The sequence below is a fragment of the Streptomyces sp. CA-135486 genome, from assembly GCF_050936555.1.
Lineage (GTDB): Bacteria > Actinomycetota > Actinomycetes > Streptomycetales > Streptomycetaceae > Streptomyces.
The window spans coordinates 3,681,930-3,702,434 of record NZ_JBNJMM010000001.1 but is presented as its reverse complement, the minus strand read 5'-3'; the positions used below and the strand labels follow the sequence as shown (position 1 = coordinate 3,702,434).

The following is a 20,505-nucleotide window of genomic DNA, read 5'->3' as shown; positions in this document are numbered from 1 at the left end:
CCATGGCGGACTTCGTCGGCGCGGTGGACCAGGGAACCACCAGTACCCGTTTCATGATCTTCGACCATGACGGCAACGAAGTGGCGAAGCACCAGCTGGAGCACTCCCAGATACTCCCGCGCTCGGGGTGGGTAGAGCACGACCCGGTGGAGATCTGGGAACGCACCAATTCAGTGATCCAGAACGCCCTCCGGCACGGGAACCTGTCCCCGTCCGACCTGGCGGCGATCGGCATCACCAACCAGCGGGAGACGACCGTCGTCTGGGACCCCCGTGACGGCCGTCCCTACTACAACGCCATCGTCTGGCAGGACACCCGCACCGACTCCATTGCGGCCGCTCTGGACCGCTCGGGCCAGGGCGACGTGATCCGCCGCAAGGCGGGCCTGCCGCCGGCCACCTACTTCTCCGGCGGCAAGATCAAGTGGATTCTGGAGAACGTCGACGGCGTCCGCGAGGCGGCGGAGCAGGGCCATGCCCTGTTCGGCAACACGGACTGCTGGGTGCTGTGGAACCTCACCGGCGGCCCGGAGGGCGGAATCCACGCCACCGACGTGACCAACGCCAGCCGCACCATGCTGATGAACCTGGAGACCCTCGACTGGGACGACGAATTGCTGGGGTTCTTCGACATCCCCCGGGCGATGCTGCCCACCATCAACCCGTCCTCCCACCGGGAGGCGTTCGGCGAAACCCGTACCTCCCGGCCACTGCGCGCCGCCGTCCCCATCACCGGGGTGCTCGGGGACCAGCAGGCGGCCACCGTCGGGCAGGTCTGCTACGCGCCCGGCGAAGCCAAGAACACCTACGGCACCGGCAACTTCCTGGTGCTCAACACCGGTACCGAACTGGTCCGCTCACAGAACGGCCTCCTCACCACCGTGGCGTACCAGTTCGGCGACAGCCCGGCGATCTACGCCCTCGAGGGTTCCATCGCGGTCACCGGGTCCGCGGTGCAATGGCTGCGCGACCAGATGAAGATCATCACCGACGCCGCCGAGAGCGAGCGTCTGGCCCTGACTGTCGAGGACAACGGCGGCATGTACTTCGTCCCCGCCTTCTCGGGCCTGTTCGCCCCGTACTGGCGCTCCGACGCGCGCGGCGCGATCGTCGGCCTCGCCCGGTACAACAGCAACGGCCACCTGGCACGGGCCACCCTGGAAGCCATCTGCTACCAGAGCCGGGACGTGGTGGAGGCCATGGAGCAGGACTCCGGCGTCCATCTGGACGTGCTCAAGGTCGACGGCGGTGTGACGGCCAACGACCTGTGCATGCAGATCCAGGCCGATGTCCTCGGCGTACCGGTCAGCCGCCCGGTCGTCGCCGAGACCACCGCGCTCGGTGCCGCCTACGCGGCCGGTCTGGCCACCGGCTTCTGGCGGGACGAGGACGAGCTGCGCACCCACTGGCAGGAGTCCAAGCGCTGGGAGCCCCAGTGGTCCGAGGAACAGCGCGCGGACGGATACGCGGGCTGGAAGAAGGCGGTGGAGCGCACGCTCGACTGGGCCACGGTCGAATAGGCCCGGGTCCGGGGGCGCCCGCGGGCGCCCCCGGCCACGTGCGCAGCGCACGGCCGCAGCACGAGTAGGAGGCCGATGGTGAATCCGGTGGCTCTCTCACCCGAGGCACGCGCACAGGCCCTGACCCGGCTGGGGGAGGATGAGCTGGACGTCCTCGTCGTCGGTGGCGGTGTCGTGGGCGCCGGGTCGGCCCTGGATGCCGCCACCCGGGGCCTGCGGGTCGGCCTCGTCGAAGCCCGGGACTGGGCCTCGGGCACTTCCAGCCGCTCCAGCAAGCTGATTCACGGCGGCCTGCGCTACCTCGAGATGCTGGACTTCCGGCTGGTCGCCGAGGCACTCAAGGAGCGGGGACTGCTGCTCCAGCTCCTGGCCCCGCATCTGGTGCGACCGGTGCCCTTCCTCTACCCGCTGCAACACCGGGTCTGGGAACGCCCGTACGTCGGCGCCGGCGTGCTGCTCTACGACACCATGGCCGCGGCCTCGGGCACCTCCAGCGGCCTGCCCCACCACCGCCACCTGCTCAAGCGCCAGGCCCTGCGCGAGGCGCCCGCGCTGCGTTCCGACGCGCTGGTCGGCGCGATCCAGTACTGGGACGCCCAGGTGGACGATGCCCGGCACACCCTGTTCCTGGCCCGTACGGCAGCCGCCTACGGGGCATTGGCCGCCAATGCCACCCGCGTCAGCCGCTTCCTGCGCCAGGGCGAGCGGGTGGTGGGCGCCGTGGTCACGGACCTGGAGACCGGCAACGAGACCGAGGTGTCCGCCAAGCAGGTCATCAACGCGACCGGCGTGTGGACCGACGACACCCAGACCATGGCCGGCACCCGCGGGCAGTTCCACGTCCGCGCCTCCAAGGGCGTGCATCTGCTGGTCCCGCGTGACCGGATCATCTCCCACACCGGGCTGATCCTGCGCACCGAGAAGAGCGTGCTGTTCGTCATTCCGTGGGGGCGGCACTGGATCATCGGGACGACCGACACCGACTGGACACTGGACAAGGCCCATCCGGCGACGAGTTCCAAGGACGTCAGCTACCTGCTGGAACACGTCAACCGCGTGCTGATCACACCCTTGGCGGCGGAGGACGTCGAGGGCGTCTACGCCGGTCTGCGCCCCCTCCTGTCCGGCGAGGCCGCGGAGACCAGCAAGCTCTCCCGGGAACACCTCGTCGCGCATCCGGTCCCCGGGCTCGTCGTGGTGGCCGGCGGCAAATTCACGACCTACCGGGTGATGGCCAAGGACGCGGTCGACGAGGCCGCGCGCGGTCTGGACGAGAAGGTGGCCGACTGCGTCACGCAGCGCGTTCCGCTGCTCGGCGCCGACGGCTATCCCGCCCTGTGGAACTCCCGGCACAGCCTCGCCGAGCGCTCCGGGCTGCATGTCGCCCGCATCGAGCACCTGCTGAACCGCTACGGCTCCCTGGTGCACGAACTGCTCGACATGGTCGCGGCCGACCCCTCGCTCGGCGAACCGTTGCCGAGCTCCGACGACTATCTGCGCGTCGAGGCCGTGTACGCGGTGACCCATGAGGGAGCCCGACATCTGGACGATGTGCTCGCCCGGCGTACCCGGATCTCCATCGAGTCCTGGGACCGCGGTGTGGACGCGGCGCGAACCGTCGCCGAACTGATGGCACCTCACCTCGAGTGGGACCGGGCGCGGCAGGACCGCGAAGTCGACCACTATCTGAAGCGGGTGGCGGCCGAACGCGAGGCCCAGCAACAGCCGGACGACCGGACCGCCGACGCGGTACGGCTCGGCGCCCCCGACATCATCCCGGTGCGTTGAGCGGAACGAAGGCCAGGGCCTGCCCGCCTTGCCCGCCGTCGCACCGGCAGGCGGCATGAGAAGTCACGGGTGGCGCACCCGCTGCCCGTAAGGGTTCCGGTTTGCCATCGGGGTGACCGGTTACACGCACACCATGGCTGAATCCAAGAATTCCACCAACTCAACGCCCCAGACGACGGCTTCCCGCTCGGCAAAGAGGGCCGCCTCCAACGGCGCCAAGGCGCCCGCTCGGGATGCCAAGGCCTCCGCGGCGTCCTCTGCCGCCGCGGCGAAGGACGCCACGGCCGCGTCCACCACGGCGGCACGCGAGGCCAAGGACGCCACCCGGTCCGCCGCACAGGGCGGCAAGGAGGCGCTCGCCGGGATCGGCGGGGCGGTCGCCGACAAGGCCAGGACCGTTCAGCGGACCGTCGGCTCCGCGGCGGGCCAGGCCGGGGCCAAGGTCGGCGTGGCCTGGACGCTCGTCAAGGCCCGCAAGGCCATCACGGCCGGCGCGGGCGCGGGTGTGGCCACCGCGGTGGCCTCGTCCTATGCGCTGGGCCGTCGCGCGGGCCTTCGCCGACGCGGCCCGCTCTCGCGCCTCACCGGCGGCCGCCTGTAGTCCACTTCGGCCTCCCGCGCCTCAACCCGCGTGGTCGGATGGGCCACTACGGTGCGTCGACTGCCCAGGCCTGTGAGTACATCGGGCCGGACGGTCTGAGTATGTCGGCCGATTCCCGCCACTGCTGGCGCTGGTCGAATGAGGACCATGAGCCCTGAGGCACCACGCCACCCTCGCATGCGGCACGTCACCACCACCGGCACGGCGCTGGCCGTTGTCCTGCTGCCACTGGCCGCCGGCATGCTGCTGGCCAGGTCGATGGGCTCGGACCCGCTGGCATCGGTCAACGCGATGATCACCCACAGTGGACAGCGAGTACGCGTCTCACCGTCGCAGTGGCGCGGATGCGGCAGGTACGCACTGCGCGGTCGGAAGGCCGCCGCGCGCAGAGCCGCTCTTCGCACCCGCGCGGCTACAGCTGCCTGCCGCGTCCGACCGGCTGATGCAAGCCCTCGGCCGACAGTCCCCCGGCCCGAGCAGGACCAGGGGGCGCGGCGGTGACAGCACAGGTGTGGCGCGTGCGGACCCCGTCGGCCGTCACTTTCGGGTCATGCCCTGGTGCCGGGCCCGCCGCCCCGACCGGGCCACCGTTGGACCAGCCGGTGCCGTAGGGAGCGTAAAGACGCGCGGCGCCCGGGGCTCCGCCGACTGGAGGCATCGGGGATCGATTGTGGCGGCTGATCCGTGTCGAGGAGGCCTTCGACGGCCCGTAGCCGGGTTACCCAGGTGGCGGCGTTCTTGTCGCCCTCGGCGGCGCGTGCCTGCGCGACGGCGATGGCCTCCTCGACGCGCCCCTGCCCGGCCAGCAGTTCCACGATCGTGTCAGTGAGGCCCTGAAAGATGTGCCAGTCGTTGCCGCCGGACCGGACGATCTCGATAGCTTCCTCGACGCGGCCCAGTTCGGTGAACAGTCGCATAAGTCCCGCGTAGGTGTCGCCGGCGTCGGCGAGAGCCTTCAGATCGTCGGTGCGGCCGTGCTCGGCCAGAAGCGGGACGAGCCGTACGGCCGCGGCTCTGTCCCCGGCATCCGTGCGGGCGCGCAGCTCGTCGATGCCGTCGTGTTGGACGAGATGGGCGACCAACCGCCCGGCGGCTGTCGTGTTGCCGGCATCCGCCCGCGCACGCAACTCGTCGATCCGGCCCTGTTCGGCCAGCAGATCGACCAGTTGCTCCATAGCGTATCGGTGCCCGGCGACCGCCTCGGCGTCGAGGACGGCGACGGCCTCGTCGATCCGGCCCTGTCCGGCCAGCAGCTCGGCGAGCGTCCCGGGCGCGTGCGTGCGCGTCCGCAGGATGGTGATGGCCTCCTCGATACGACCGAGTTCGACCAGCAGCTTCGCGAGCCGGTAACCGGCGTCCTGGTCCCGGGCATCGGCCCGGGAGCGAAGAACGGAGATGGCCTGCCGAGTGCGGCCGTGCTCAAGCAGGAGGTCGACCAGCCAGTCGAAGGCGAGCGGCTCGCGGCTCCTGACGCGCGCCTGCATGACGGCCACCGCCTCGTCGACGCGGCCCTGGCGGGCCAGCGTCTGGGCGTACAGCCGGGCGATGCCCGTGTGACCGCGGCCGGCCAGAGTCCTCAGCTCCCAGATGCGGCCCTGCTCGGCGAGCAGCTCCGCCAACTGGTAGCGGGCGTAGATGTCGCCGTCGTTGGCCAGAGCCCGCAGCTCATCGACGTGCTCCTCTTCGACAAGCAGATTGACCAGCAGGCGCGGTACAGGGACCCCGCCCGGGAGAGCGCGAAGAACCGTGATGGCCTCCTCGACCCGGGCCTGCTCGACCAGTAGCTCGGCCAGCCGACGACCGGCTACCCCGTCGCCGGCGTCGGCCAGAGCCCGAAGCTCGTCCATGGATTCATCCCCCACCAGTAAGCCCCCGTCATTCCACCGACATCAGTGTGGGTCCCGCGAGCCTGGTGGCCCTGTCCCGGAGGGGCCTGCTCGTCGAGGGTCCCTTTGCTCCCAGTAGAGCAGACGCCCACCCTGCCACCGCCCGCTTACTGGCACTCCTCGGCCCGGCCCGCCGGGCCGCTGATGTACTCCACGCGCAGCGTGTCACTCTTCTCCAGCACCCACACGGTCCCTTCCCGCGGACTCCAGTGGACCGGCACGACGTAGACGCGATCACCGGCAATGTGGAAGAGGCGGAGTCCGGAGTACCGGAAGCCGTAGGCGCTGTCCTTCTCCTGAACGCGCAAGTAACAGCTGCCTCCGCCTCGAATCATGAGATCTTTCTCGCTGAAGACGACCACGGCTGGGAGTCTGGTGCCCACGGTTCGAGCGGTCTCGGCGGCTCGGCCCCGGCCCACGACGCCGGCGTATGCGTACACGGCCCAGAACAGCATGAGCACGCTGATCAACAGCGTCAGCGCCCACAGGCGCTGCCGACGGCGCTTCTCGACATCGGTGATTCCTGTGCCGCCGGAGGCTCCCGGCGCGGCTGCGAGCGGGCGGGTGCGGGCGTAGGCAGTGAGCAGGAAGCCGATGATGGCGGCAAGCGGGATGAGCAGGTCGAACAGGCCGGGGTGGAGCGGGTAGAGCAGAAGCAGGGCAAGCGGCGGAAGCCAGGCGAACCGCAGGCGGCGCGAGACCCTCTCGGTCCTGCGGGGCTCCTGGCTGGTCCAACGGTGCAGGCCCGCTGCGGCGAGTGCCGCACCTGCGATCAGCCACGACGGCAGGAACAGCGCCTGCACGCTACGCAGCAGGTAGTCGCTCGTGGAGAGATGGAAGAGTGAGTCCTGGAGCCCAAGAGCGCGGCTCTCGGCGTCGCTGCTCGCCCAGCCGAAATAGAAGAGCACGGCGGTCAACAGCGTCACGAGCGAGCCTACGGCTCCCACCAATTCCAGCCAGCCGGGGGTGAGGGCGCTCGCGGGGGCGGGATCCGGGGATGGAGCGGGTAATGGTGCGGGCGGCGGCTCAGGACCGGGATCCGGCACTGGTGACGGAGGTGGAGGGGACGGGTCGGGTGTGCGTGGCTGAGGCGGCGAAGGGTCCGGCTCCGGTCGCGGGTCCGGAGTCGGGTCCTGTCCTGGGTCCGGGTTGTTTCGGCCATGGCCAGCCCGTCTGCGGACTCGTGCCACGAGCGCCGCGGCCCATGTCATGGTTGTGAGATGGGGGGAAGGACCTCAACAGTTGGCCCTGCGAGGAAGAACGAATTGCCCTCGCCCCGCAAGGAGACCTTTGCCTCCCCCAACGGCAGGTTGTCCGGAACATCGACGGACACCGTCGCCTTGTGGCAGCAGAGAGAGTCCGTTCCCCCGTCTTTCTTGACCGGGGCGTTGATCTCATTGAAGTACAGCGAGACCGGCACCGGCCAGGTTCCCCTGACATAGAAGTTGTCGCCCTGACGTACTGTCAGTGAGCCGTGCTCGGTGATTTCGTTCTTGCACGCGGGACTTCCTGCCGGGGCGTCCCGGAATACGACTTTGCCGTCAGGATGCTCCATCCGGAAAGTAGCGAGTCGCTTCAGTACCTTGAAGGCCGCGGTGTACTTGCAGCTGCCCGACGGGTGCCCCTTGACGTCGGAGTACGCAGCAGTGACGGTCTGCCATTCACTACCCCGGCCGTTGGCCACGTAACAGGCGGCAATGAGCCCTTTGATCACACTCCAAGGCATGGGGTCGCTCACCCATTTGCCCTGTCGGCCCGCCTCATTGAAACGGCTCTCTGCCAACGGGCAGTCCCTGCGCTGCACCAGGTCGTAGACATAGTCGAAGTTGGCATAGTCGTTCGACGGAGACTTCGGACCGAACGGGGTCCAGGCCAGTTCCTCCTTCGCCGCTGTCCGGCTGGGTGTGCCTCCACCAACCGAAGGCTGCCCCCCGTGAGACGTGCTCGGTGTCCAGCCAGGCGTCCATGCGGACGCCGTGCCGGGCGTCCATGTCCCGCCCTGGCCGCTGCCCTGCGACCCGCCTGTGCCACCGGGCCACGTGGAACCACTGGGGCCGGTTGTCGGGCCGGGACTGTCGGACGAGCCCTGCGTCGTCGGCAAGGCGAGAGTCGGACCGTTGGTCCTCGGCGCCGCATCCCGACCGTCGCCCCCGGCTCCGCACCCGGCCAGCGCTAACGCCACTGCTGCCGCAAGCAACGCTGCGGTCCTGGTCCCCCGCCACTCCATGTCACGCCCCCCAGGCAGACATCACTGGACTTTCACGCTCAGACGCCGCAATTCATGGTAGGCGCAAAGCCTCGCAATGCGCGGGAGTTTGGACCGACACCCTGGTCTGCGGCTGCTGCGGGTAGGTTGGACCGGTGGAGATGCTGCACCTTCGCTACTTCGTAGCCGTCGCCGAGGAACTGAACTTTTCGCGGGCGGCACGCAAGCTGCACATGGCGACATCTCCACTGAGCCAGCGCATCAAGGACCTTGAGCGCGAGCTCGATCAGGCGCTGTTCGAACGCACCACACACCAGGTCACTTTGACCCCGGCGGGCGCCACGCTCCTGCCCATGGCACGAGACGTGCTCGACCGCGTCAATTCGATCCCTTGGCGGCTGGACGAGGCCATGTCCCGCCGGCGCAAGACACTGTTCATCGGCATGCCGCCCACGCCGCACCCCGTCTTGCGCGACCGGGTCTCTCTGCTGGAAGAGGCATGCCGCGAGGAGTGCGACCTGAAGCGCTGGCCCGGCACGTCGGCGGGTCTGATCGCCGCGGTGCACGACGGCAGGCTGGCGCTTGCGCTGGCTCGGTTGCCCGCCTCCGATCCCTCACTCGAGGTCATCGAGGTCATGACGGAGCGACTGGGCGCGGCCGTGCCGGCCGACCGGTTCGCCGGCCGGAAGTCACTCTCGCTGGCAGATCTGGTGGATCTGCCCTACGCGACCATGCCCAATGACGCCGTTCCCGCATATTTCGAGGAAATCGACGCACGGCTCAACTCCGCAGGCATCAAGAAAAGAATCCGGATCAATACCGGGGACTACGCAGGCACGTCGGAGCTGATTTCCAGCAGTATCGCCTTCTCGATGACGATGCTTTCACCGGAAAGCCCGATGCATTTGCACCGGCTGGAGAACGTGGCCGTACTACCCATCGACGACTTTCCATCCTCCCTGGTCACAGGGCTATTGTTCCGCAAGGACCGGGCGCTCGACGGTGCGGACCTCGAAACTGTCATCGCGCGGGCCCGTACCATCTTCAGCGAACCCGTTTCCATGTGAGGCATTTCCCCTTCCCTTATTAGCTGCCGTAAAAGAAAACCGGTGTGACCGCAGCGGTCACACCGGTTTTCTGCACATGATCATTCCCAGTTCTCATATTCCCCACTAGCTTCGGTGAGGGAACGGACAGCCGCGAGAACAGGAACGACGATGGACATCACGGCCGAGAACGTCGCCGGCCCGCTGGACGGCGTGCGAGTGATCGACCTGTCGACGGTGGTGATGGGTCCCTACGCCGCACAGACCCTGGGCGACCTCGGCGCGGACGTAATCAAGATCGAGTCGCCGTCGGACGGTGTACGGGTCGGCCCCTACCGCCACACCCCGGGCATGACGCCGCTCTCGCTCAACGTGAACCGCAACAAGCGGAGCGTTGCCCTGAATCTGAAGGACGAGGCCGGCCGTGAGCGGGCTCTGGAGCTGATCGACACGGCCGACGTGCTGATCACCAATATGCGGCCCGGCGCCCTGGCCCGCCTCGGTCTGGACTACGTCAACGTCTCCGCACGCAATCCAGGTCTGGTCTACGCCCACGGCCAGGGTTTTCGCGGCGACTCCGAACGCGCCGGCAACGCCGCCTACGACGAGACGGTCCAGGCCGCCTCCGGCCTCGTGGACGTGGCGAACCGGGCGCTCGGCGAGCCGGTCTATCTGCCCACGATCCTGGGCGACAAGGTATCCGCGCTGACCATCGTCTACGCAGCGCTCGCCGCGCTGGTGCACCGGAACAGGACGGGCTCCGGCCAGTACGTCGAGGTCCCGATGACCGACACGCTCCTGGCCTTCACCCTGGTCGAGCATCTGTCCGGCCATGTCTTCCAGCCCGCCTTGGGCCCCACCGGGTTCCCCCTTTCGCTGACGAAGGGTCACCAGGCGATGCGCACGCGGGACGGCCTCGCCTGCCTCATGCCGTACAACCCGCCGAATTTCCGGGACTTCTTCACCGCGGCGGGCCGCGACGACCTCGCAGCGGACCCGCGCATCAACGGCACGAGCATCGAGGACGCCGACGTCAGTGCCCTGATGGACCTCGTGGGGCAGTGCTCGCCGGCGCTGACAACCAAGGAGTGGGAGCGCATCTGCGCCAAGCACAGCATCCCCATGGCGCCGGTACTGGAACTGGAGCGGGCGGGTGAGGACCCGTACGTCCGGGACGGGCATCTGCTCGATGTGGTCGAGCATCCGAGCGAGGGTCCCACCCGTTCGATCGGCATTCCGGTGCGCTTCTCCGCCACCCCGGCCTCCGTCCGCCGGCTCGCCCCGCTGCCGGGCCAGCACACGGACGAGGTCATGGATGAACTCACTGCAAAGCACTGATCAGTCGGCAAAGGACAGCTGCATGAACGACACCTCCCAGGTACGGTCCGAGCGATTCGGCTCGTCCCTGCTCATCACCATCGACCGGCCCAAGGCTCGAAACGCGGTCAACGCGGCCGTCGCCGAGGGCCTCGCCGCCGCCCTCGAGACGCTGGAGGCGGACCCGTCACTGCGCGCCGGTGTGCTGACCGGCGCGGAGGGCACCTTCAGCGCCGGAATGGACCTCAAGGCCGCACTGACCGGTGAGTCGCCGGAAGTCCCCGGCCGCGGGTTCGGCGGGCTGACCGAGGCCCGGACCACCAAGCCGCTGATCGCCGCGGTCGAGGGCTGGGCGATGGGCGGCGGCTTCGAGCTGGCCCTGAGCTGCGACCTCATCGTGGCGGCGGAAGACGCCAAGTTCGGGCTGCCGGAGGTGACACGAGGTCTGGTCGCGGCCGGCGGCGGTGTGATCCGGCTGCCCAAGCGGATCCCGTACCACCTGGCGATGGAGCTGCTGCTGACCGGCGAGCCGATCTCCGGCGAGCGGGCCGGCCGGCTCGGCATCGCCAACCGAGTGGTACCCGCCTCGGAGACCACCGCGGTCGCGCTGCAACTCGCCGAGCGGCTCGCGGCGAACGCCCCGCTGGCGCTCGCCGCCGTCAAGAGGATCGTCCGCGCCGCCGACGGAGTGCCCGAATCCGCCGCGTTCAGCGCCCAACGGCGGGAGACGGCCGCCTTGATGGCCTCCGCCGATGTCCGCGAAGGCATGACGGCCTTCGCGGAGCGCCGGACCCCCTTCTGGCGTGGCGAGTAGAAACACAGGAGAAAAGATCATGAAGGAAGTCGACGTGGCGGGGCACATCGCGACCCCGCTGATGAACCCGGCGTACGCCCCGGTCGTGCCCCGCTTCACCAACCGCGAGTACCTCAACATCGTGTACCGCACCGACGCCGACGCCCTGCGCGCGGTGGTGCCGGAGCCCCTGGAGATCGACGAACCGCTGGTGCGCTTCGAGGTCATGCGGATGGGCGATGTCACGGGATACGGCCCGTACTCCGAGTCCGGACAGGCGATCCAGGTCCGCTACGAAGGCGAGCGGGGCGAGTACCTCCACGCGATGTACCTGGACAACTTCCAGGCGACCGCCTCCGGTCGCGAGGCCGGTGCCTATCCGAAGACCATCGGCTCCCCCGGTCTGTACGTGGACTCCGGCGTTCTCGTCGGCGTCCTCGACTACGGAACGCTGCGGGTGGCGGCCGCGACGATGGGCTACAAGCACCACCCCATGGAGGCGGAGGAGGCGAAGGCACAGATCACCGTGCCGACGTATCTGCTCAAGCTGGTCCCGGGCTTCGGCGACGTGCCGCAGGTGGCGCAACTGGTGCGCACCGAGATCACCGATGTGGTGGTGAAGGAGGCCTGGACCGGTCCCGCTCGGCTGCAGTTGTTCGAGCACGTCCTCGCTCCGCTGGCCGACCTGCCAGTGCGCGAGATCGTCTCCGCCAGCCACATCCTCACCGATCTCACCCTGGCCCCGGCCAAGCCCGTGCACGACTATCTGCGTACCGAAGCGGGTGGCAGCCGATGACGCGCGAATCAGCGGAACACAGTGCGGGGTTGACCGAGCCGTTCACCACCGCAGCGGTGATCGGTGCCGGCACCATAGGGCTGTCGTGGGCGGCACTGTTCGCCGCGCACGGCATGGAGGTATGGGTCACCGACCCGCGGCCGGATCTCGCGAAGGCTGTCGATTCGGCGCTGGCCTCGGCAGCTTCGCCGCTGGCACAACAGGGGCTGGACGTCCGGGGCCTCACCAACCGGGTGCACCTGGCCGCTGACGTCACGCAGGCCGTGCGGAACGCCGATGTCGTCCAGGAGAACGGCCCGGAGAACGTCGGGTTCAAGCGAGAGCTGTTCGCCACCTTGGTCCGCGTGGCCCCGCCGCACGCGCTGCTGCTCAGCTCCTCCTCGGCGATCCCGTCCACGGTGTTCACCGAAGGCCTTGAGGACGCGAGCCGGGTACTGATCGGCCATCCCTTCAACCCACCGCACGTGGTACCGCTGGTCGAAGTGGTCCCCGGCGAGCGGACGTCCGAGGAATCCGTGGCACGGGCGGTGGAGTTCTACCGCTCCCTGGGACGGCTACCGGTGGTGGAACGCAAGGAGATCCCCGGCTTCGTCGGCAACCGCTTGCAGAACGCCCTGAGCCGCGAGGCCATTTACCTGGTCGAGCAGGGTGTGGTCGGCCCGGCCGAGCTGGACCTGGTGGTGGTGAACTCGCTCGGGCTGCGCTGGGCGACCGTGGGGCCCTTCCTCGCCGCACATCTCGGCGGTGGACCCGGCGGCTACCGGCACATGGCCGAGCACATCGGTGCGTCGATGCAGCAGATGTGGGACTCGCTGGGCCAGCCCGAGCAGACCCCCGAACAGACCGAACGGCTCGTCGGGGCCGTCGAGGACGCCTACGGCTCCCGCTCGTGGGCCCAGCTGAGCCAGGAGCGTGACCACCAGCAGATCAGCGTGCTGTCCGCTGTTCGCGGCACCGCCGGCAGTCCGGCCGGCAGCGGCGAGCAGAAACCGACATGACCGCCCGGCGTTCTTCGTGGCGCGGCACCGGCGCAGACCGGAGTCGAGCCGCGCCGCACGGCTTGTGCCACGAGCACAACGGACGCTGACACAGTCGTCTCCCGCGCCCATGGGCCCACGCTGCGGCGCGTTCGTAAGGTCTCTCGTCACAGCACGGACAAACGTGCTGTGACGAAGGAGCCGACATGCATTTTGCGGTACTGCCCGATGTACGGGCAATGGACGACCCCGATGCCCCGAGCATCGCCGATGATTCGGTGAGCTTGAGCAATGCCGGTTTTCTGGCGTGGGTCGACGCGGCGGCCGCGTGCCTGCGGCGGCGCGGAGTCGGGAGCGGCGACGTGGTGGCGGTGATGCTGCCCAACCGCGTCGAATTCGTGGTCGCGCTCTTCGCGGCATGGCGGCTCGGGGCGGTGGTGACCCCGGTGAATCCGGCGCTGACCGCCACTGAGGCCGGATACCAGATCGCCGACTCGGCCGCGAAGGTCGTGATCCGCCTCGACGGCGGCCCGGCCCTGGCCGCTGAGGAGATCGGCGTCGCGGATCTCCTCAGCGGCGCGGAGCCGGCAGACTCCGCCGGGCTGGTGAACCGTGCCCTGAAGAACGCCGGGAACCAACATCCGGCCTCCGGCGACGCCGGTGCGCTGGCGCTGCTGATCTATACGAGCGGCACCACCGGGAGGCCGAAGGGCGTCATGCTCTCCCACGCCAATCTGTCTGCGATGGCCACGATGATGGTCCAGACGTCGGGACTGGGCGAGGATGAACACAGCCTGCTGGTCCTCCCCCTCTTCCACGTCAACGGCATCGTCGTCAGCGTGCTGTCACCGCTGCTCGCGGGCGGCCGGGTCACCGTCTCCGGACGCTTCAAGGCGGACACGTTCTTCCAGACCGTCGAGGCGGTACGGCCCACGTGCTTCTCGGCCGTACCCGCGATCTACGCGACGCTGACCGCGCTGCCGGAGTCGCAGCGGCCTGACACCTCCTCCGTCCGCTTCGCGGCGTGCGGGGCCGCGCCCATGCCCGCACAGCTCATCGAGCGGTTCGAAAGCCGGTACGGCATCCCGGTCGTGGAGGGCTACGGGCTGTCGGAAGGCACCTGCGCCTCGACGGTGAATCCCGTCGACGGACTGCGCAAACCCGGCACAGTAGGTCTGCCCATGCCGGGCCAGGAAGTTGCCGTCATGGACGCGTCGGGAGGCCTGCTGCCGCGCGGCTCCACCGGCGAAGTGGTCGTACGAGGCCCCAACGTGATGCTCGGCTACCTCAACAGGCCTGAGGAGACGGCCCGTACCGTCGTCGACGGCTGGCTGCACACCGGCGACGTCGGCCGGTTCGACGAGGACGGCTACCTGATGATCGTCGACCGGATCAAGGACATGATCATCCGTGGCGGGGAGAACATCTACCCCAAGGAGATCGAGTCCGTCCTCTACGGCCACCCGGCGGTGTACGAGGCGGCCGTCGTCGGAGCCGCCCATGACGTGCTCGGCGAGGTGCCCGTCGCCTTCGTCGCCCTGCGCCCGGACGCTGCCGTCACCGCGGAGAGCCTGGTCGAGCACTGCCGCGGCTCGCTGTCCCGCTACAAGCTCCCGGATCGCGTCATCGCACTGGAGAGCCTTCCCAAGAATCCGGTCGGCAAGATCGACAAGCCCGTGCTCCGCACCCGGCTCGCTTCCATCGCCTCCCCGGCCGCTTGAGCCGCCTCCTCCGCTTCCGCCATCGCAGCGAAACTTGAAGGTGCTTCATGGGATTCATCACGCCAAATCTGGCCGACGTCGATCTGCAGGAATGGCGTTCGCGGCCGTATGCGCAGCGCATCCGCCCGCTCGCCCAGCACTGGGCCGAGAACGGCTTCGGCACACCGTACGCGGTGTACGTCCTCTACCTCGTCAAAATCGTGGGCTACGTCCTCGGCGGCGTGGCCATCGCCGCGGCAACCCCAGGAGTCGGGGAGATCGGCGACTTCGCGTCCTGGTGGACCGAGCCGATCGTCTATCAGAAGATCGTTGTCTGGACGCTGCTGTACGAAGTGCTCGGCCTCGGCTGCGGATCCGGACCGCTGACCCTGCGCTTCCTGCCTCCCGTCAGCGCGTTCCTGCACTGGCTGCGGCCCGGCACCGTCCGATTGCCTCCGTGGCCGGGCAAGGTGCCACTCACCCGTGGCACCCGCCGCACCATGACCGACGTGGTGCTGTACGCGGCGGTCATCGCCTCGGCCGTGTGGCTGCTCTGTTCGCCGGGCAACCCCGACCGGGTCCCCGGGCCACACACCGCCGGCCTGATCGAGCCCGTCCGCCTGGTCCCGCTCGTCGTCGCGCTGGCGTTGCTCGGGCTGCGTGACAAGACGGTCTTCCTCGCGGCACGCGGGGAGCAGTACGGGCTGACCCTGCTGGTCTTCTGCTTCCCCTTCACCGACATGATCATCGGTCTCAAGCTGGTGATGCTCGCCCTGTGGTGGGGCGCAGCGACGTCCAAGCTCAACCACCACTTTCCGTATGTCTGCGCCATCATGATCAGCAACAGCCCGCTGCAACGGAGCAAGTGGCTCAAACGCAAGCTCTACCGCGGGTACCCGGACGACCTGCGCCCGTCCCGGCTGTCCGCCTTCGCGGCGCACGGGGGCACGGTCATCGAGTACTCGGTGCCGCTGGTGCTCCTGCTCTCCCACGGCGGCATCACCACGACCGTCGCACTGACCGTCATGGTCGTCTTCCACCTGCACATCATTTCGACGTTCCCGATGGGCGTGCCGCTGGAGTGGAACATCTTCTTCATCTTTTCCGCACTGTTCCTCTTCGGCCACTACTCCGGGGCCGAGGTTTCCGCACTCGACTCCCCGCTCCTGGCGGCACTTCTGCTGGTCTGCCTGGTCGCGGTCCCGGTGCTCGGCAACGTGAAGCCGCATCTGGTGTCGTTCCTGCCGGCGATGCGTTACTACGCCGGGAACTGGGCCACGAGCACATGGTGCTTCCGCAGGGGCTCGGAAGAGAAGCTCAACACCCACATCGCCAAAGCCGCCGGCACGCCCAGGGACCAGCTCACCAGCCTGTACGGTGAGCAGATCGCCGAGCTGATGCTGCATCAGGGCATGGCCTGGCGGTCGATGCACACTCACGGCCGGGCATTGAACGGCCTGCTCTCCCGAGCCGTGGAGGACCCCGATGCCTACGACATGCGTGACGGGGAGTACGTCGCCGGCACGGTCCTCGGCTGGAACTTCGGTGAGGGCCACCTGCACAACGAGCAGCTGCTGCGGGCGGTCCAGGAGCGGTGCGGCTTCGCGGAGGGCGAACTGCGCGTCATCGTCCTCGAATCCCAGCCTATCCATCGGCAGCACCAGCACTACCGCATCCTGGACGCGGCAACCGGCCGGATCGAGGAAGGCTTCGTGGACGTCAAGGAAATGATCGCCCGGCAGCCCTGGCCGGCCGACGACGATCCCACGATCCCCGTCAGGACGGCCGACGGCCGTCCTGACCCGGCAGGCACGCACGTGGTGGCGACACATGAGTGACGCGATCGTGGTGGGGGCCGGCCCCAACGGGCTGGCCGCCGCCGTCGCCCTGGCCCAGCAGGGCGTGGGTGTCACCGTCCTGGAGGCCGCGGAGGAAATCGGCGGCGGCACCAGGAGCAGCGAGTTGACGGTGCCCGGCGTCCTGCACGACCACTGCTCCGCCGTGCACCCCCTGGGCGTCGGCTCACCCTTCCTGCGCTCGCTCGGCCTGGAACGGTACGGCCTGGAGTGGGCCTGGCCCGAGATCGATCTCGCGCATCCGCTGGACTCCGGCCGGGCGGGGGTGATGGTCCGCTCCCTCGAACAGACCGCGGCGGGCCTCGGCCTGGACGGTCCGTCCTGGCGCCGGCTCTTCGGCCCGCCGGCATCGGGGTTCGACGCTCTGGCCGAGGACCTGCTGCGGCCGGTGGTGCATGTGCCCAGGCATCCGGTCCACCTCGTACGGTTCGGGCTGCGGGCGCTCCAGCCGGCCACCTGGGTGGCCCGCCGCTGGCAGACCGAAGAAGCACGTGCGCTGTTCGCCGGGATGGCGGCGCACGCCTTTCATCCGCTGACGCGCCCCACAACCGCCGCGGTCGGGCTGATGCTCGGCGCCGTCGGGCACCGGTACGGCTGGCCGGTCGCGCGCGGCGGCTCCCGAGTGATCGGCGCGGCGCTGGCCGCGCTGCTCAAGGAACTTGGCGGCACCATCGAAACCGGTGTCCAGGTGCGCTCCCTCGAGGAGTTGCCCCCCGCGTCGACGGTCCTGCTCGACGTCGCCCCGGGCGCGGCCGCCGACATCTGCGGGGACCGTATGCCCGCCCGCGTCCGCCGCGCCTACCGGCGCTATCGCCACGGCCCGGGTGCGTTCAAGGTCGACCTGGCGGTCGAGGGCGGGGTGCCGTGGACCAACTCCTCCTGCCGTCGCGCGGGCACTGTGCACCTCGGCGGCACTCTGGAGGAGACCGTCCACGCCGAGCGGGAGACCGGTCGCGGCCGTATGCCGGAACGCCCGTTCGTTCTGCTCGCCCAGCAGTACCTCGCCGATCCGGGCCGCTCGGCCGGCACCATCCATCCTGTCTATGCGTACGCCCATGTCCCGCACGGTTACACCGGTGACGCCACGGACGCCGTACTGAACCGGATCGAGCAGTTCGCCCCCGGCTTCCGGGAGCGCATCGTGGGCACATTCGTCCGCTCGACGGCCGAACTGCCGCACTACAATCCGAACTATGTCGGGGGCGACATCATCACCGGGGCCAATACCGCTGTGCAGGTGGCACTGCGGCCCCGAATCGCGCTCGACCCGTACAGCACCGGCATCCCCGGGGTCTTCCTCTGCTCGGCGGCCACCCCGCCGGGTGCCGGGATCCATGGGATGAGCGGCTACCACGCGGCGCGGTCCGCGCTGCGGTTCCTCGCCCGGTGACATCGCCCCAGGGAAGGAAGCACACATGGGCGCGTCGGCAGACCCTCTGGTTCAGCTCGCGGACGCCCTCATACCCCACCGCGACGCGTTCATAGCGGAGCTCGTGGTGGCCACAGAGAAGGAAATCGCGGTCCTCGACCACGATGAGCGGCTGCACAGCCTGCTCCATGCCAGCATCACCGAGAACGTCGTCGCCGGACTGCACATCCTGACCAACGGCATCGACCCGCGGACCGTGGACGCACCTCCGTCGGCCGTCTCCTACGCCCGGCGGCTCGCCCAGCGCGACGTCCCCATGTCGGCGCTCCTGCGCGCCTACCGCCTGGGCGCGTCGCGCTTCCTGGAACTGGGGCTCAACGAAGCCGTGAAGCTGCCCGTCCAGGACACCTCGCGCGTGGTCATCACGGTGGTGGGGATCTCCGCGGCGTACATCGACCGGATCTGCGAACAGGTCGCTCGCGCCTACGAGGAGGAACGCGAACGCTGGGTCAGCAGCCGGGGCGCGCTGCGGCAGCACTGGGTGACCCAGCTGCTGCACGACCCCTCTCCCAGCATCACGCAGGCCGAAGCCGCCCTCGGGTACCGGCTGACCGGAACCCATCTCGCCGTGGAGGGCTGGATCGACCGCTCGAGCGACCCGTACGACGCGATGAACATCCTGGAGCGCCTGAGCACCCTCCTGCACCGGATCTTCGAGGCGCGCGGCCACCCGCTGCTCGTGCCCACCGACGAGACGGACGTCCGCATCTGGCTCCCGGTAAAGGCCCGTCAGAGCGTGGACGCCGACGCGGTGGCGGCGGAAGTGGACCGCGCACGCCTGCCGGTACGGGTGGCCATCGGCAACCCCCGGTTCGGACTTGACGGCTTCCGACTCAGCATCCGCGGCGCCTCCCTGGCGAAGGCGCTCGCACTGGCGGCGGGAGAGGCCGCGCCCCGTGTGGTCTCCTTCGCCGAGGTGGCGCCGGTCGCCCTGCTGGCCGATGAGCCCGCCGACCTGGCGGATTTCGTCGCCGACACCCTCGGCGGCCTGGTCGTCGACGACCCCTGGCGGCAGTCCCTGCGGGCGACTTTGGAGGTCTTCCTCGCGACGAACCGCAGCTACACCGCGACCGCCGACCAGCTGACGGTCCACCGCAACACCGTCCACTACCGCATCCAGCAGGCCGTCGAGAAGCACGGCGTACTACTTGAGGAAAACACGTTCCAGCTCCAACTCGCCCTGGCCGTCTGCCGCTGGCACGGGGCAACCGTCCTGCGCCGGGCCCCGGAGTGAGCACCTGATTGCCTGGGGAGGTCGCAGGAACGAAGTGCTACGCGTGCCGCGCCGAGCCTTGAGCGGCTCGCTCTGTTTCCGATTCGGCCTGGTCGCCGGGAGCCCAGCGGTGGATCACGACGGCGGCCAGCAGGGTCGTGGCAGCCAACGAACCCCAGAGCGCTCCCGGCCCCCAGGCGAACAGCGTCATCAGCACTGCGGGGGACGCCGCGAGGCCGATGCCACTGGAGACCTGGAACCGGGACAGCGCGCGGCCGAGCAGATGTGAGGGAGTGGTGGCGGCTATCAGTGCGGTGGCGCTGCCCGTGTACATGATCTCCCCTGCCGTGTACAGCACGGACACCGCGGCGACGGCCGCGGCCGCGCCCTGGCCCGCGATGCCCCCGGCAGCCCAGAAGCCCAAGTAGGAGGCGCTGAGCACGAGACCGGAGGCGGCCAGGGCCGAGCGGCGCGCAAACCGCGACATCCACACCACGACGGCGATCTGGGTGGTGACGACGATGACGGTGTTGCCGACGAAGATGCCTGCGGACCAGGCCGGAGAGGCGTGCAGTTGGGAGACGAGGACGGCAGGCAGCGCCACCTCAAGGACGTTGAAGCAGAATGCGTAGGGCAAGTTGGCGATGTCCAGGGCGGTGACTCGCCCACGCCGGGGTCGCCCGGCACGGGACACGTCGGCACTCGGCCCCTGCGCATGCCTGGCGGCGGTGACCCGCATCGACCAGGCAAGTGCTGCGGCGACGGTGTAGCCGAGCGCGGTCACGGCGGCCAGGGTCCGCAGTGCGCCCGTGCCACCGGTCATGCTCACGGTCGCGATCAGCGCGCCCGCACCCATGCCCGCATTGCGCAGCGACCGGCCCGCGGCCAGCGCGGCATCCCGGTTGCGGCCGTCGGCCAGTGTGGTGACCAGCGCCGCGTGTGCGGGGGGCCAGCACTGGTTGCCGATCCCGAGGAACAGCGCGGCGGCGGTGAACCCCCAGACAGCAGAGCCTCCAATGCCGTCGGCGGCGAGCAGGAGGGCGATGCCCAGGACGCGGACCAGCATCGCGCAGGCGACTGCCGCGGTGCGGGCGCCGCGGTCGATCCACCGCCCGAAGAACGGCACCGCCGCGAGGCCGAGCAACATGCCCACCGACATCGCCGTACCGGTCTCCGTCACCCCCAGCCTCAGCACCTTGATCCCGTAGAGCAGGAGGAAGGGCCGCAGCATGCCTGAGCCGAGCGAGTCCACTGCCAGGGCGACGGCGTAGCGGGCGCCGCCCGATACCCGCATGAGTTCGCTCAGCCGAGGCCGCCCGGGCCGCCCTTGCATCGTGGCCGGATGCCGGGTCCGTACCGGCGGGGTCGTCGTCATGG

16 protein-coding genes are annotated in these 20,505 nt (G+C 69.3%); 12 read left to right on the top strand and 4 right to left on the bottom strand.

All coding sequences use genetic code 11. The annotated features are described in order from the left end of the window. The first annotated feature begins 2 nt into the window (after positions 1 to 2). From glpK to ACQEVG_RS16715, 3 genes are all read left to right on the top strand, one after another. Positions 3 to 1,520 (top strand): glycerol kinase GlpK, encoded by a 1,518-nt coding sequence (glpK, locus tag ACQEVG_RS16725; protein WP_432983748.1) that lies wholly within the window; start codon positions 3 to 5, stop codon positions 1,518 to 1,520. 75 nt (positions 1,521 to 1,595) lie between these two features. Beyond that, positions 1,596 to 3,308 carry a glycerol-3-phosphate dehydrogenase/oxidase gene (locus tag ACQEVG_RS16720; RefSeq protein ID WP_432983745.1) on the top strand — a complete coding sequence of 571 codons (1,713 nt, stop codon included), beginning with the start codon at positions 1,596 to 1,598 and terminating at the stop codon, positions 3,306 to 3,308. A 133-nt stretch (positions 3,309 to 3,441) separates the two neighbouring features. Continuing rightward, a complete protein-coding gene (locus ACQEVG_RS16715; RefSeq protein ID WP_432983742.1) occupies positions 3,442 to 3,909 on the top strand; it encodes a hypothetical protein in 468 nt (155 codons plus the stop codon). Positions 3,910 to 4,457: 548 nt separating this feature from the next. Here the strand turns inward: ACQEVG_RS16715 and ACQEVG_RS16710 are convergent. The 3 genes from ACQEVG_RS16710 to ACQEVG_RS16700 all read right to left on the bottom strand — a co-directional run bounded on the left by ACQEVG_RS16710 (position 4,458) and on the right by ACQEVG_RS16700 (position 7,578). Beyond that, positions 4,458 to 5,756, bottom strand: coding sequence for a tetratricopeptide repeat protein (locus ACQEVG_RS16710; RefSeq protein WP_432983739.1), 1,299 nt, complete (start codon positions 5,754 to 5,756; stop codon positions 4,458 to 4,460). A 146-nt stretch (positions 5,757 to 5,902) separates the two neighbouring features. Then, positions 5,903 to 6,721, bottom strand: coding sequence for a hypothetical protein (locus ACQEVG_RS16705; RefSeq protein ID WP_432983736.1), 819 nt, complete (start codon positions 6,719 to 6,721; stop codon positions 5,903 to 5,905). A 281-nt stretch (positions 6,722 to 7,002) separates the two neighbouring features. Then, positions 7,003 to 7,578, bottom strand: a complete 576-nt coding sequence (locus ACQEVG_RS16700; RefSeq protein WP_432983733.1) for a hypothetical protein — start codon at positions 7,576 to 7,578, stop codon at positions 7,003 to 7,005. A gap of 584 nt (positions 7,579 to 8,162) precedes the next feature. Between ACQEVG_RS16700 and ACQEVG_RS16695 the strand changes: the two genes are divergently transcribed. The 9 genes from ACQEVG_RS16695 (at position 8,163) to ACQEVG_RS16655 (ending at position 19,149) form a co-directional block, all read left to right on the top strand. Next, entirely contained in the window at positions 8,163 to 9,068 is a 906-nt protein-coding gene (locus ACQEVG_RS16695) for a LysR family transcriptional regulator (RefSeq protein ID WP_432985404.1), read from the top strand. A 150-nt stretch (positions 9,069 to 9,218) separates the two neighbouring features. Continuing rightward, a complete protein-coding gene (locus tag ACQEVG_RS16690) occupies positions 9,219 to 10,385 on the top strand; it encodes a CaiB/BaiF CoA transferase family protein (protein ID WP_432983730.1) in 1,167 nt (388 codons plus the stop codon). 22 nt (positions 10,386 to 10,407) lie between these two features. After that, positions 10,408 to 11,178: a crotonase/enoyl-CoA hydratase family protein gene (locus tag ACQEVG_RS16685; protein WP_432983727.1), complete on the top strand. Its 771-nt coding sequence runs from the start codon at positions 10,408 to 10,410 to the stop codon at positions 11,176 to 11,178. A gap of 19 nt (positions 11,179 to 11,197) precedes the next feature. Next, a complete protein-coding gene (locus tag ACQEVG_RS16680; RefSeq protein ID WP_432983724.1) occupies positions 11,198 to 11,953 on the top strand; it encodes an acetoacetate decarboxylase in 756 nt (251 codons plus the stop codon). A 29-nt stretch (positions 11,954 to 11,982) separates the two neighbouring features. After that, positions 11,983 to 12,951 carry a 3-hydroxyacyl-CoA dehydrogenase NAD-binding domain-containing protein gene (locus ACQEVG_RS16675; RefSeq protein WP_432983721.1) on the top strand — a complete coding sequence of 323 codons (969 nt, stop codon included), beginning with the start codon at positions 11,983 to 11,985 and terminating at the stop codon, positions 12,949 to 12,951. Between the two features lie 185 nt (positions 12,952 to 13,136). After that, positions 13,137 to 14,651, top strand: coding sequence for a class I adenylate-forming enzyme family protein (locus ACQEVG_RS16670; RefSeq protein ID WP_432983718.1), 1,515 nt, complete (start codon positions 13,137 to 13,139; stop codon positions 14,649 to 14,651). 47 nt (positions 14,652 to 14,698) lie between these two features. Next, the gene (locus tag ACQEVG_RS16665) at positions 14,699 to 16,468 is read left to right on the top strand and encodes a DUF3556 domain-containing protein (RefSeq protein WP_432983715.1); all 1,770 of its coding nucleotides are present in this window, start codon (positions 14,699 to 14,701) and stop codon (positions 16,466 to 16,468) included. Continuing rightward, on the top strand, positions 16,461 to 17,876 hold the full coding sequence (locus ACQEVG_RS16660; RefSeq protein ID WP_432983712.1) for a phytoene desaturase family protein: 1,416 nt from the start codon (positions 16,461 to 16,463) through the stop codon (positions 17,874 to 17,876). The genes ACQEVG_RS16665 and ACQEVG_RS16660 overlap by 8 nt, the downstream gene beginning before the upstream one ends. A 25-nt stretch (positions 17,877 to 17,901) precedes the next feature. Then, on the top strand, positions 17,902 to 19,149 hold the full coding sequence (locus tag ACQEVG_RS16655) for a PucR family transcriptional regulator (RefSeq protein ID WP_432983709.1): 1,248 nt from the start codon (positions 17,902 to 17,904) through the stop codon (positions 19,147 to 19,149). A 37-nt stretch (positions 19,150 to 19,186) separates the two neighbouring features. Here the strand turns inward: ACQEVG_RS16655 and ACQEVG_RS16650 are convergent, their stop codons facing one another. After that, positions 19,187 to 20,461, bottom strand: coding sequence for an MFS transporter (locus tag ACQEVG_RS16650; RefSeq protein WP_432985401.1), 1,275 nt, complete (start codon positions 20,459 to 20,461; stop codon positions 19,187 to 19,189). Positions 20,462 to 20,505: the final 44 nt, after the last annotated feature.